We start from the raw sequence: 13,021 nt of genomic DNA on the forward strand, positions 1-13,021 counted from the left end.
ACTTTCAACTGCCAGGTTGCTATATATATACTACACTCAGCACATGTATACTATTGCAACGAGACAATCACCGGAATGAAGATCACCGAAAGTTTCGCTATATCGGATTCATTGGACAGGTGATCGTTTACAATCCACTCGGAACCATCGTTGAACATACGCTTGATGATCATCTCACCCTCATTACCATCTGCCCGCCATTCTGAAAAGTCGTTTGTAAAAAGAGTTTTCAGATATATTAGTTTCGTATCTTCCCCGGTACGCCACTCGTTGTAGTTCTTCGGATACGACACTTCAAAAGATATATCGCTTCTGCCGTTGCTGATGCGCCACGCACTCGCATCATCCATAAAAACCTGCTTGATGGTATAGCGCGTTGCTCCCAGCCCTGTAATACTCCATTCGCTGCCATTCGTAAATGTACGTTTCAATGTGAGCATTCCTTTACTGGTATAAATAGACCATTCATCATTTCCGGCATAGGTTCGCTTGATGGAAGTGACGTTCAAAGTATCCTGTTGTCCTATAGAAGTAAGAACAATCACAACCCACGAAAGAAGAAAGGTTTTCATACGATAATAGTATAACTACAATGCCGGGCCTGCGTTGACCGGATACACACGCAAGTTAGCACGTGGCAGCAGAAAAAGAAGTCTTACGGTAATCTTAGCCTACGGGCTTTCAACCACCGGAACCAATGCAGGCTCGGATGAACATACATTTTCTTTGCTGCGTGAAAATTGACTACCCGCACAGCGACAGCCTTATTTTATAAAATGAAAAAGGCTCACCGTATGAAATGCGAGCCTTTTCTGTTTTACCTGTAAACTAACTAACCGAGTTACAAGGCTACTACAATAACATTTAAATGACCTTAAGACGGAATTAAAATTGTATTAAAATGATTCGTTGGGTATGCAGATGTATACTCACCCTGAACGATTATCACGGCTGTAATTTCTTGCGCGTGCCCGGGACCTTATAGGATTTATCCGGAGAATAGGTCCACCCATCGGAGTGGCTGGTGAGTGCATTCATCTTTTGTTTCGAGCCTTCCACGAGCAGTAACTTCGGAAAGAGGCTCATGTCAATAACATGAATAGAGTTACCTTTCAGCAGTGCATTTACTTTTGCTTTTGAAATGGAAGTGGCACTCCCTATAAACTTCAATATCCACCTGCGATTGGCCATGGTGTAAAGATACGAATAATGTAAAATATGTTAAACGAAAAACATTCCCTGTCCTTCATAACGGGCACCAAACCCAAGCTGTCGAAGTTTACTGTGCAGAAACCTGATCATCTCATCCGCACGTTGTGCACTTGCTGTACGCTTTATGATCCTTCCCTCTTCGGCAAGCAACCTGGCCGCTATACCGACAGCTGCAGGACACGCCATGGATGTACCGCTAAGTACTTGAAATTTATTGCCAGGATAACAACTCATGATGCCTACACCCGGTGCCGTGATCTTTATTTCGTGACCTATATTTGAAAAGCCTGCGATAAAATTCTTCGGATCTTTTCCATAGGGAGATTTCACATCAATGAACGGCTCGGTGCCGGCCGGAAACGTACCTCTCCTTCCCATCGCGCTTACGGCTATAGCAAGACTATATGCGGCCGGGTATGATACGGCCTGACGACCATCATTACCTGCTGCTGCAAAACAGATTACACCTTTCGAGTAGGCTTCTGCAATCTGTGCATTGGTGGCTTCATCCGATTCATCGAGTGCAATACTCAAATTGATCAACTGACATCCATCTTCAACAGCTTTACTAATGGCTTTTATAATGGAGAAACTCGATGCATCGCCACCATCTTTCGGAAATACACGATACGAATATAGCTGCACGCCCGCAGCTACGCCAACCGGATCTTGCTTCGATCCAATGATACCGGCCACATGCGTTCCATGATTATCACAATCTGCGTAATCATTTTTTCCCTCCCCTGCTACTGTGCAGGCGCCTCCTTCAACATCGAGTGATGTGTGTGGTCCTATTCCTGTATCAACTATACCGATCTTAATCGTTTTACGAATGTGAGGTAGCGTTGGTGTTTTATAAAAATGCCGGAGTACATCTTCGTACGTTACATCAATAGCACGAACCTTTATGGTGATCGCATCCTCCAGCGATACGTTCTTCAAACATAACGGCCAGTACGAGTGTGGTGGGTAAACCAGCAGAACTTCCAAACGCTTTACTGTCTTGGAGAGTCTGATCTGGAGTTTACCTCTCTCGTCTGTCTTGCCATCTATACCGGTCTCTTTTTCATAATCCACATACGCATATATACTTGCGTCTGCGATGGGTTCACCCTGATCATTCGTAACGGTTACGGTTGTTGATTTCCGCTTGGATGCAGCTGCAGAGAAAAGACGTGTTAAAGGAAGAGATGGCATGATCGCCTTTTTGTAAAACACTTCGGGCACCAGGCGTATACCGGGAAATGAAAACTGAAAGTTTGCCAGGGAGTCGAGCGGAAGTTCTACAAGTTTAGCTCCGCTTTCGCTTACCGAGTCGAGAACTTTTATAGGTAACGGTTTATCGTCATCATGAAGATGCAGCCGTTTTGTTTTAGCCGGCGATGAAAGCTTGTAGAAAAAATTCTTTACCTCCGGATTCAATGATTTGTCTTCCGATTTAAGCGCATGTGTAGTCTTGACCGGGAGTAAAATAAAGTTCTGCTTCATATATACTTTCATGAAATAACATCGACACGGAATACAAAAATCAGCAGGCTCGTTGCAGCCGCACGTTTGTGCAAGTATACAAATGATCGCAAACAAGAACGACAGGTTCTTTCAGTATATTGTTTGCTGCAAAAAAGTATAAAAAAGGTATATATCTCTATCCCGAGATCAGGTAAGCCGGTGCAGATGCTGTTAAGCCTGTAATGATAGCGCGCGTGCGTTCTAACAAACTCAAATTAAGAATATCCTCGTCTGAATTATTGACCCACTCGCCATTTATTTTTTCTTTGATAAACCTGGAATGTGCGTAAAATATTTCCACGCCACATTTTTCATAGAACACTCTGCTCACGGGTTCACAAAAACCAATCGCTTCAATTCCTCTTTCGGTTAAGTTGTTAACAATGCTTCGAAAAAGAAGTGAGCCATGACCTTGACGTGGATTTTGAGAAACAAATCCTACCAACTCTGCAATGGTGTGAACAGAGTCTGACACAGAGATCTGAAAATTGTAATTGATGCGCGATACCGACAGTATGTTGCCATCGTCATCTGTCAACAGATGAAACTCGTTGTTATAAAATAGCTCTTCAAATTCTTTCTTCGTCAACAGTTGCCATTCTTCAATTTGCCAGAGACGTATGATAACTTCTATTTGAGACGAAGACAATTCAGAAGGCTTCGCTACAACATACTTGATCATATAAGGGTAATAAAAACCGGGTGTACATATACTTTTATTCATGTCGTTACGCGCTGTAACGACCACTGCGCCTCTAAACAACCCGAAAGATATTGATTATTCTATAAACATTATCGCCTGGCAACTGTTAATGACGGGGGCTAATGGAACAAAAGCGACAATTACGTATGACGATCGAAAAAATCAGGGCGCTGTTTACAAACAGGAAATTTGATGCCCGGCCCAATGCGGTGCGGTATATCTTTCTGGAAACCAACCTGAGAATTACCTCTGTACCCGAATACGCAGGTACGTATCACATCTACAAAGACGAAGACAGCTTTTACCTGCGCGTGAAACCTAAAATATTAAATGAAGATTTTCTGATCACATTAAGAAATAATGAAATAATATTAACCGGCAAATCAAGCATTACTGGAATCCCCTTTGTTGTACTTACACCCGCACCAACCAGCCCTGCAAACGGAACTATATATACTTGACTATTTCAAAACCAGAATGCCGTTCGCTGTTAACCGTATTTCTTCCTTCGATTCTTTTATGGCATCTATTTCCTCCTTGCTTTTCTTAGCGTCTTCAGCATAGTGTTTTAATTCATCTACCGAAGTCTTAATAACTTTTGCTTCAGCATCAATCACCACGGTTTTACCGATGAGTTCAACCGGAACGAAAAAACCATAGTCTTTCATCTTAACAAAAACCTTGCTGTTACCGGGCATCTCCAGCGATATCCAGCAACCTTTCTTGGGACACACATCTGTCACCGTGCCTTTTACTTTTACGGTATGCGGCTGATCATCCTGCAATACGTTGGAGAGATCGGCTACCGGCATCGCTCCGTCTGCCGAGATTGAACTTCCGAACGTTGTTCCCGGCGTGACAGGTCCTTTCGGTGGCTGTGCTTTTACAACAACTATGGCAAGCATGAACAGCGTACACAGTATCGATAATGTTTTCATAAGCATGATGTACAGATGAGAGTTTTCTTCAAGTTAACAATATCATTCAATACTCAAACAGCATTGTCCGTTGAATTTAAGCGGGTTTGTTTCCTGGTTTCGATCACGAGCAACACATTGGTGGCTAAGACAAATGTAAGCAGTACAACTTGAGACAAGTCTTCTGCATTGCCCATGAGTGTTTCACCGAGATGAAAGGCGTTCAATACTCCCAGTATACTCGCCCATACAAACGAAAACCAGCGAAATACTTTACTGGTATTATACAACGTAAACAACACCAGCGTCAACGTAAATATTTCCAGCACAATGCGTATGATATACATCACCGGGGGAACTTCACCGGTGGCATGGGGAAGCTTAATATCAATACCAAATGGACTATTGATTCCCTATTTTAAGGATATATACTTCCAGAAAATAAAAAGGCCTCTTGAGTTTTTCAAGAGGCCTTCTTTATATACTATCATTTTTTAAAATCTGAATGTAACGTTTGCTATGAGGTTGATTGGTTTTTGGAGTGTTCCGTTGGAGTTCCAGTATTTTTCGTTGAGCAGGTTGTTGCCTTTTAGTGCGAAGGTATAGCGTGGCTGGCTATAAAATATAGTTGCGTTTATCAATGTATAGGATGGTATAGCAAATGTGTTGGTGGCCTCGAACCAGGAGTCGCTTACATAATTTCCACCAACACCAAATCCAAGTCCTTTAACTTGTCCTTGTGTTATGCGGTAACTTGCCCAGATGTTGGCAACCTGTTTCGGGCTGGCCGCAAGCGATTTACCTTCGAGTGCAGGAGATGCTTTTGAATATTCATTCTCATTATAGGCATAGCCGGCAACAATGTTCAATCCGGTAACAGGACTCGTGATAAGTTCTACTTCTGCTCCTTTACTTTTTTGTGAGCCATCCTGGAACATAAATGTTTTACCTTCCACTAATTCGGTACGCGTTGAGTTTGTTACAGTGATATCGTAATAACTAACTGTAGCATTCAACCTGTTCTTTAGTATATCCAGTTTAACACCGGTCTCCCACTGATTGCCATATTGCGGCTTCAGCTTGAGCAAAGTATTGTCGGGTTGCAACACCGGTGCGAGGTTAATGAAGCCATTGGTATAATTACCAAACACGGTTACTTTACCTTCGACCGGCTGGTATACAAAACCAAGTTTAGGCGACCACGAAGTTTGACTATATCCACCGGTATAAAGACCCGTTGCTACGGTATAGGAACCATCTGTAGTAAATCGATCCATGCGGAGACTTAACATCACCAACAGTTTGCGCGTGACGTTAAATACATCCGAAGCATATAGTCCATAGCTTTCGGTTTTGGTAGTGCTTGCCGTAAATCCTCTCTGGTATGACAGGTCATCGACTTTATCTGCACTCATCACTTTTACCGGCTGATTTAGATTTACCGTGTCGTACGTTAATGTTACACGGTTCAGCTTGTTGTAATTGTTGTTGTAATCCAATCCGATAAGCATGCGGTTACGGAACGAACCAATGAAGAAATCACCTATGAAATTTTGCTGGAACTGTATATTTCCAAAAGTCTCCGGCTTCTGATTTCTGACGGTGCGAGACATGGTTGAATCGGTTAACATATTCAACGTTGTCCACAGGAAGTTTTTATAAAATCCTTCTGAGTAAAGATAGTTTGTCTGCGAGGTCCACTGATCTGATATTTTATACTCGATGCGTGCCTGAACGTTGTTTATACCGTTGGTTATGTCAAGACTGTTGTTAATATAGGAGTGCTTATAATCCAGCGGCAGATCTTTAAAGCTGCGGGCAGATACTCGCTGCATAGACGCTATCGAAAATGTGCTGATGGTAAATGTGCTGCGCGTGAGGTCTGCATCAACAATAAACTTAAGTCGCGGATTTACCTGGTATGAAAAACTGGGAGCAAAAGTATAATTCTTGGAATATCCCTGGTCCTGGAACGATCCTTCTGATTGCCAGCCTGTATTTAACCGAAGCAATGCTGTCTTGTCTTTATTCAACGGTGTATTCACATCAGCTGTAATTCTCGATAAATCGAAGCTGCCCGTGGTATAGCTTACTTCACCACCGAAGTGGTCGTACGGTTTCTTTGTTATATAGTTATATATACCGCCAAAGGTTGCACTGCGATTTCCGCCGAATAAAGTTCCTGCCGGGCCTTTCACAACTTCGAGGCGTTCGAGTATAATCGGGTTCAGCGGTACAATAGCGCTAGTAACCATACCGTTGCGCATCCCTACTGTAGTAGCAAAACCTCGCAGACTCATTCCCTGCGACCCCCCTGCAAGAAAATTAGGTACAGCTCCCGGCACGTTCAGGTATATATCTGTACGTTCAAGTACAATCTGTTCCTTCATCAAGTCTTTATCAACAACAGTATATACCTGGGGATTCTCCAGGTTCTTCAATGGCATTCTGGATACATAGTCTGTTTCTTTCTGTGCAAACTTGTTCACTGCTTCACCTATGACTACAACCTCCTGAAGTTGCTCGGATGTTTCTGCCAATACTATATTTCCGATCACGTTATCACCTGCCTGTACATCTATAGTCTTCTCTTCGGGCCGATGACCAACCATGGAAACTACTAATACTTGTGCTCCTACAGGTACATTTTTAATAGTGAATTGCCCCGACTCGTCCGCACGGGTCCCCAGGTTTGTGCCTTTAACAACGACATTTACAGCGGTCGCGGGCTGTTCATCGGTGGTCAAAATAGTGCCGCGTATGGTACCGTTCGGAGTTTGAGCCTGCGTAAAAAGGGCAAAAAACGACAATAAGAGCAGAGTAAAGCTAGATTTCATGCTTGGATAAAGGGGTTATTCTTATTTAGACTAATTATACACAAATATACACCCGCAACAAGAAGTAGCAAGAAGAAGTTTGAACAACTTTAATCGCTGGCTCGAAAAACAGTATGAATTAAGACAGATTATCGGGACGATCCGATAACAAACAAATGCTAAAGAAAATGTATATATCTGATATTGATAACGATACACATTATCTATCAGACAGGCAGCGAGGTTAACATCAATTATGAAAACGTCTCCTGTTTCTTATATAGTTTATAAAAGGCTCTCTCCTACTCTATACCAACGTACCAAAATGCTGGCGGATGATTGCCGGGAAAGGTCGACTTAACAACCGGGTTGTATGTTATATATTCAGCAAACTATATATCCACCCGGTACAAATCTTATATGATGCCGGCTGATCCGAGGTGTAACTGATGTTGAAATTGAATGGCTTTTTGTAGCGAAGCCAGGGCCAGCGGATTTTCAAACGTAAACGCACTCGAGAAGATTGTCTTTAGAACCTGGCTGATGCTTGTATCCGTAAGATGAAACCTGATCGAAGCCTCTACGCGTTTCTCCAATCGCTCGGCTATTCGTTCTCCTATAATATTGCGGGCAAACGTGTTGGCAAGCGCCAGGTCACGATCGATCAAGGGGCGATTGTTTTGACGCATGCAAAAGTCAGACAGTGATTGTAAAAAATAGTTGGATGCATAGGCATCATCCATGATTCCAACCAAGCCATATTTATCCGGAATCATATCTTTTTGCAAAAACCAATAGGACTCCAATTCATTTAACATAAAATTCATTTCACGTTCAATGCCCATTTCGCTTGCGCGCTTCAGTCCTGTCTCAAAAAATCCGGGCACCAGGTTTACATACGTTATACAGTAGTCTCGCAAGACGCGGGCTACATCAACATCGATCCGGTTTTTCGTCATCGCTGTAACTTTTATCAGAAGCGCTACAACGTGATCGGTTTGCTGTTCGTGGTCTACCGCGGCATCAATCATTTGCTGTATGGTTTCGATCCTCATAGGTATTGCCGTTTGATTTCTCCTCACCGTGTTCGTGCGTTACCAAATTTAACAAATGAACCTGGCACTCTGTATTAACAGTATATGAAATACACCATCCTGAATCTTCGAAATCAATATGCGTCACAACGGGATTTAAATCAGATTATATATATTTCGAAGGCAACACAACCTCTATGATAAAATTTGTAGTAACATTCTGCTGGTGTTTGATATTTACGTTTGCAGCGTCTGCGCAACAAAAGAAAGCTGTATTTATTATTCTGGATGGAATCCCCGCGGATGTAATTGAGAAAGTAGAGACTCCGGTACTGGATATGATTGCTGCGCAAGGCGGCTATACACACGCTTACCAGGGGGGAACAAAGGATGGCTACAATCAATCGCCAACGATATCGGCTGTCGGGTATAATCATGTACTTACCGGAACATGGTCTAATAAACATAACGTTTGGGACAATGACATCAAGGCTCCCAACTATCACTATTGGAATATATTTCGTATAGCCGAAACAACAAATCCTGCATTGTCCACCGCTATATTTTCTTCCTGGACTGATAACCGCACCAAGCTTATCGGGGAAAACCTGGCCGAGGCCGGAGGAATTGATATAGACTATACCTACGATGGACTTGAATTGGACACGGTTCGCTTTCCGCATACAAAGGACCGGAAGTTTATGTTTGATATTGATGAGCAAATTTCCACTGAAGCCGGCAGGTATATATTGGATAAAGGTCCGGACCTGTCGTGGGTATACCTGGAGTTTACCGATGATATGGGACACATGTATGGAGACAGTCCGGAGTTTACCGATGCCGTCAGGAAAGCCGATGCCCAGGTAGGACGAATATGGAATGCGTTGCAGCAGCGTATGAAGACTTATGGTGAAGAGTGGATGATTGTAATAACAACAGACCACGGAAGAGATGCCCAAACCGGCAAGAATCATGGCGGGCAATCAGCGCGCGAGCGAAATGCATGGGTCGTTACGAATATAAAGCCACTCAATAAACATTTTTCGCAACCAGCCGTGGTCGATATAGCTCCGTCCATTCTGCGCTTTATGAATGTTGTGGTTCCATCTGCAGTTCAGGAGGAAATGGATGGTGCTCCATTCATTGGTAAATTGTCGATAGCCAACCTGGCGGCTACACGTAACGGAAAAAATGCCACACTCACCTGGACACCGGTTGATGCCGATGGAAAGGTGGAAGTATGGATAACGACCACCAATAATTTCGAGACAGGCGGCAATGACAAATATCTACAGATAGGAACAACACAAACCAAAAATGGCCGCTTCACCTTCCAGTTACCTGACAAAACCGACTATTGCAAAATACTGGTGAAGGGATCTTACAATATGATGAACGTATGGCTTGTTGAGAAAGATTACATCAACAAAAAACGAACAAGACCGTTTGGAAGGCCTTACTAACCATAAACAAAACAGAAACACGTTTCATCAATCAGGGTAATATATACATGTTCATTCACACTGTGCAGACGATATATACCTGAAATACGAATCATCCTACGGTTAAGGTCACTGTCCCAAGTGAGAGATAAGCTCATGTGGAAAATTGAGTGTGTCGGATTTGTTCTTTTCCAACATCGCTGTGCATTCCAGGTTTGGCATAGAAGTTTATACTTAACACAAACAAAAAACGACTATGAGAAAAATCGTATGCAACACGTTTGCGACACTGGATGGAGTTATGCAAGGACCCGGTGGCCCGGAAGAAGACCGCGCTAACAATTTTAAATACGGTGGATGGTCAGTGTCCTATTGGGACGAAGCCATGGAACAGGTAATGGGGGAATTCACCAAACCTTCTTTTGATCTTTTGCTGGGCCGAAAGACTTATGAGATCTTTGCCGCGCATTGGCCTTTCGTGAAAGATGATCCCACAGCAGACAAGTTTAATAAAGCTACGAAATATGTAGCCACCAATACGCTCACGTCATCGTTATGGCAAAACACGGTGTTCCTGAACAACGATATAGTACAGCAACTTCGTGAATTAAAAAAACAGGACGGCATCGAGATCCAAGTGCATGGTAGCAGCGACTTGCTGCAGACGTTGCAGCGGCACAACCTGGTGGATGAATTTCATGTATGGATATTCCCGGTTGTACTTGGACAAGGTAAGCGATTGTTTGAGCCTGGAAGCATGGGATCAGGTCTTCAACTTACTGATCATAAGGTTTCAAAATCCGGAGTGATCATGGCGACCTATATTCCAAAAGGTGAAATAGAACTTGGTTCATTTGCATTGGAAAAACCCACCGAACTGGAAATCGAGCGAAGAAAACACGTTCAATAACAAGGTATATATAGCGATTGACGTGATGTTAACACACGTACATATACGCCAATCGCGTATTAGTAATTTTACCTCGCACCAGACTATATCAAATACTTTACAAAGACACGATCAACATCCCGGTAGAAAAAATCGGAATTCTTTTCTACCAATGAAAATGTACCGGTATTCCGTACATGCGTGATCAGACCTGCGTAGTGAACGAGATCTACCGGAGAAATTAACATCTCCTTCAAATCACGCTTGATGAATTCACGTTTTATGTTCGACAGCGGCTTGCCATATTTATTTTCATATATAGCCGCCAGGTATTCGTCCTGTAATAAGTCTTTAACAAGATCATTTCGTACGATTCGAATGAGGTCAATCACTCTATCCACTGACAAAGGCACGACATCTTTTCCCGAATCGATCTGTTGCATGATGTATTTTCTTCTGGCACTCAAGTATCGAAGAAAATCATTGCAGATAATAGTTGCTTTTCTTCAAAAAGGTGAACGTGTTCAGTATCAATTGAATTAGTTATCCACAAAAAGCAGAATATGTTTTACGTAATAACTATCATCAAGTGACTCAAGCACTTGCATCTAAAAATGCTTCGACCCAAATTATATAGTTGACATTAAGCATAGTTAAGCAACGCAGTCGCTATTAAATAAGTGAATTCAGGAACTTCATTTCATACCACATCAGCGTTTGCATGACTTAACTCTATGTGCCGCAGGGCGTCAATGCCTCTTAACCATTTCCCGTATAAAAGAATATGCTGTGCACAGCCATTTCAACTGTGCACAGCATATTAAAAATTTCCGACCCGGATCGATCAATATCCCTGGTTCTGTTCGAGCTTGGGATTCTTGTTGCGTTCTGTTTCCGGTATAGGATATAGTGCCATATTGATGTTGGATACGCTGTGAGACAACCATGATTTGGTATGGAATACACCGAAGCGAATCATATCCTGGCGTCTCCGTCCCTCCTGGTTAAATTCCCACGCGAGTTCATCGAGGAAACGTCCGTATACTATATCATCACCACCTTCGGTAGTTGATTGCAAGTGATTTCGCAGACCATAATCGTATGCGCTTCCCTCCTGCAACTGGGCACCGGTTACTATAGCTTTATCAGGATTGGACTTAAATGCGCGCTGTCTTACCTGTGTCACCAATTCTGCCGCTTCGTCTGCTTTACCGGTGCGCAACAGACCCTCCGCTTTCATCATCAATATATCAGCATAGCGAAATACAGGAAAGTCGTTGTTCAAAATATTGGTTGACCCTTTCGCAATCTCAAACTTTCCAAAACGATAGCCATGTATTTCTTCCGACTTATCAACGCCGGGTAATTCATTCACGAATGCAAGTGGTTCACCTGCCAGGTCACCCATAGTGCATTCCAACGCCTCGCCTGCTGCGGAGTATTGCTGTCCGTAGATATAGTTCTCAGTGAGGCGTGAATCCTCGGGATCAAATGTATCGATGAATTGTGGTATAGCACACATGCCGCCCCACGGACTCTGTTGCAAATTATAGGTAGCCTGCATGGAAGGCTGCAGCGTTTGCATGTGAATATCAAACGTGTTCCAGTTCTTGGTATAATTATCATCAATCGCCAAACCAAAAATGATCTCCGGTGAATTCTGGTTCTCGGTGATAAACACATTCTTCTGGGTTGTTTCCAGTATATATTTATTCTTCGGGCGCGTTATTACCGAATCACATGCTTCTATACACTTGGCCCATTGCGGTGTTCCGGTATAAACCTCCGAGTTCAAATATACTTTTGCCAGCAGCGTATACGCAGCCCACCGGTTGAAACGGCCATACATCGTCATGTCGTGAGCCGTGCTGAGGTCGGGTATACTTTCGGTAAGCTCAGTCACCACAAAGTTATATACCTCCTGCCGTGAGCTTTGCTCGGGAAGAAAACCTTCCGGGACATCGAAGTCGGTAACGATCGGAACGTTGCCATATATATCCAGCAACAGGTAATAGTATGAAGCCCGAAGCGCGCGAAGTTCGGCCAGCGTCTCAGCCTTCTTCTCGTCTGTCAGCGGAATATAGTTTGTTTCGATCTGGTATATGATCTTGTTACAAACGGTAATACCGGCATAGGTGCGCGACCATCCCTGCAGTACGTTATCATCGTTGGCAGTCCACTTGTGTTCATGAATCCTGCGGTATATACCGCCATCCACCCACCCATTGGGGCGTGCCGGAATTACCACCTCATCACCACTCACTTCCTGTGTGCGCCATACACCGTTCCACTCCAGCATGGTTTGTCTCCACGCTACATATCCTGCACTTACGATAGCCGCTATATCTGATTCGGTCGGATCAAACTCGGACGATACGATGGTGCTATAGTTTTCATGTTCAAGTTCGGTACAGGCAGCCAGTGAAAGTACAAAGGCTAAAGCCGCACATTTGCCCAGGCGTATATATTTAAAGATTTCTTTCATGGTTCAATACATTT

Annotated in this window: 13 protein-coding genes; 3 read left to right on the plus strand and 10 right to left on the minus strand. The window is 43.3% G+C overall.

Annotated elements, in window-relative coordinates; all coding sequences use genetic code 11:
- Positions 1-50: 50 nt before the first annotated feature.
- The 4 genes from ACFQ21_RS25455 to ACFQ21_RS25470 all read right to left on the minus strand — a co-directional run bounded on the left by ACFQ21_RS25455 (position 51) and on the right by ACFQ21_RS25470 (position 3,403).
- The gene (locus tag ACFQ21_RS25455) at positions 51-572 is read right to left on the minus strand and encodes a hypothetical protein (RefSeq protein WP_377584224.1); all 522 of its coding nucleotides are present in this window, start codon (positions 570-572) and stop codon (positions 51-53) included.
- A 373-nt stretch (positions 573-945) separates the two neighbouring features.
- Positions 946-1,191 carry a hypothetical protein gene (locus ACFQ21_RS25460; RefSeq protein WP_377584227.1) on the minus strand — a complete coding sequence of 82 codons (246 nt, stop codon included), beginning with the start codon at positions 1,189-1,191 and terminating at the stop codon, positions 946-948.
- Positions 1,192-1,221: 30 nt separating this feature from the next.
- Positions 1,222-2,700, minus strand: coding sequence for a S8 family serine peptidase (locus ACFQ21_RS25465; RefSeq protein ID WP_377584230.1), 1,479 nt, complete (start codon positions 2,698-2,700; stop codon positions 1,222-1,224).
- A 157-nt stretch (positions 2,701-2,857) separates the two neighbouring features.
- Positions 2,858-3,403, minus strand: coding sequence for a hypothetical protein (locus ACFQ21_RS25470; RefSeq protein WP_377584233.1), 546 nt, complete (start codon positions 3,401-3,403; stop codon positions 2,858-2,860).
- A gap of 167 nt (positions 3,404-3,570) precedes the next feature.
- Between ACFQ21_RS25470 and ACFQ21_RS25475 the strand changes: the two genes are divergently transcribed.
- Entirely contained in the window at positions 3,571-3,885 is a 315-nt protein-coding gene (locus tag ACFQ21_RS25475; RefSeq protein WP_377584236.1) for a hypothetical protein, read from the plus strand.
- Here ACFQ21_RS25475 and ACFQ21_RS25480 read toward each other — a convergent pair whose 3' ends face one another.
- The 4 genes from ACFQ21_RS25480 to ACFQ21_RS25495 all read right to left on the minus strand — a co-directional run bounded on the left by ACFQ21_RS25480 (position 3,886) and on the right by ACFQ21_RS25495 (position 8,212).
- Complete coding sequence (locus ACFQ21_RS25480; RefSeq protein WP_377584238.1) at positions 3,886-4,362, minus strand: DUF4920 domain-containing protein; 477 nt, start codon at positions 4,360-4,362, stop codon at positions 3,886-3,888. It abuts the gene before it with no gap.
- Positions 4,363-4,415: 53 nt separating this feature from the next.
- Positions 4,416-4,691, minus strand: a complete 276-nt coding sequence (locus ACFQ21_RS25485; protein WP_377584241.1) for a hypothetical protein — start codon at positions 4,689-4,691, stop codon at positions 4,416-4,418.
- Between the two features lie 144 nt (positions 4,692-4,835).
- The gene (locus ACFQ21_RS25490) at positions 4,836-7,178 is read right to left on the minus strand and encodes a TonB-dependent siderophore receptor (RefSeq protein ID WP_377584243.1); all 2,343 of its coding nucleotides are present in this window, start codon (positions 7,176-7,178) and stop codon (positions 4,836-4,838) included.
- 395 nt (positions 7,179-7,573) lie between these two features.
- Entirely contained in the window at positions 7,574-8,212 is a 639-nt protein-coding gene (locus ACFQ21_RS25495) for a hypothetical protein (RefSeq protein ID WP_377584245.1), read from the minus strand.
- A gap of 176 nt (positions 8,213-8,388) precedes the next feature.
- Here ACFQ21_RS25495 and ACFQ21_RS25500 point away from each other — a divergent pair, with 176 nt between their 5' ends.
- Entirely contained in the window at positions 8,389-9,654 is a 1,266-nt protein-coding gene (locus ACFQ21_RS25500; protein ID WP_377584248.1) for an alkaline phosphatase family protein, read from the plus strand.
- Between the two features lie 235 nt (positions 9,655-9,889).
- Entirely contained in the window at positions 9,890-10,543 is a 654-nt protein-coding gene (locus ACFQ21_RS25505; protein ID WP_377584250.1) for a dihydrofolate reductase family protein, read from the plus strand.
- Between the two features lie 83 nt (positions 10,544-10,626).
- Here the strand turns inward: ACFQ21_RS25505 and ACFQ21_RS25510 are convergent, their stop codons facing one another.
- Both ACFQ21_RS25510 and ACFQ21_RS25515 read right to left on the minus strand, forming a co-directional pair.
- Positions 10,627-10,965, minus strand: a complete 339-nt coding sequence (locus tag ACFQ21_RS25510; RefSeq protein ID WP_377584252.1) for a hypothetical protein — start codon at positions 10,963-10,965, stop codon at positions 10,627-10,629.
- 401 nt (positions 10,966-11,366) lie between these two features.
- A complete protein-coding gene (locus tag ACFQ21_RS25515; protein ID WP_377584254.1) occupies positions 11,367-13,007 on the minus strand; it encodes a RagB/SusD family nutrient uptake outer membrane protein in 1,641 nt (546 codons plus the stop codon).
- Positions 13,008-13,021 lie beyond the last annotated feature (14 nt).

Source organism: Ohtaekwangia kribbensis (assembly GCF_042676245.1).
In the GTDB taxonomy this organism is placed as follows: Bacteria; Bacteroidota; Bacteroidia; order Cytophagales; family Cyclobacteriaceae; genus Ohtaekwangia; species Ohtaekwangia kribbensis.

Bases quoted from the DNA above. Each gene is read 5' to 3' on its own strand.
- ACFQ21_RS25455 (WP_377584224.1), bottom strand. From the start codon at position 572: ATGAAAACCTTTCTTCTTTCGTGGGTTGTGATTGTTCTTACTTCTATA.
- ACFQ21_RS25460 (WP_377584227.1), bottom strand. From the start codon at position 1,191: ATGGCCAATCGCAGGTGGATATTGAAGTTTATAGGGAGTGCCACTTCC.
- ACFQ21_RS25465 (WP_377584230.1), bottom strand. From the start codon at position 2,700: ATGAAGCAGAACTTTATTTTACTCCCGGTCAAGACTACACATGCGCTT.
- ACFQ21_RS25470 (WP_377584233.1), bottom strand. From the start codon at position 3,403: ATGATCAAGTATGTTGTAGCGAAGCCTTCTGAATTGTCTTCGTCTCAA.
- ACFQ21_RS25475 (WP_377584236.1), top strand. From the start codon at position 3,571: ATGACGATCGAAAAAATCAGGGCGCTGTTTACAAACAGGAAATTTGAT.
- ACFQ21_RS25480 (WP_377584238.1), bottom strand. From the start codon at position 4,362: ATGAAAACATTATCGATACTGTGTACGCTGTTCATGCTTGCCATAGTT.
- ACFQ21_RS25490 (WP_377584243.1), bottom strand. From the start codon at position 7,178: ATGAAATCTAGCTTTACTCTGCTCTTATTGTCGTTTTTTGCCCTTTTT.
- ACFQ21_RS25495 (WP_377584245.1), bottom strand. From the start codon at position 8,212: ATGAGGATCGAAACCATACAGCAAATGATTGATGCCGCGGTAGACCAC.
- ACFQ21_RS25500 (WP_377584248.1), top strand. From the start codon at position 8,389: ATGATAAAATTTGTAGTAACATTCTGCTGGTGTTTGATATTTACGTTT.
- ACFQ21_RS25505 (WP_377584250.1), top strand. From the start codon at position 9,890: ATGAGAAAAATCGTATGCAACACGTTTGCGACACTGGATGGAGTTATG.
- ACFQ21_RS25510 (WP_377584252.1), bottom strand. From the start codon at position 10,965: ATGCAACAGATCGATTCGGGAAAAGATGTCGTGCCTTTGTCAGTGGAT.
- ACFQ21_RS25515 (WP_377584254.1), bottom strand. From the start codon at position 13,007: ATGAAAGAAATCTTTAAATATATACGCCTGGGCAAATGTGCGGCTTTA.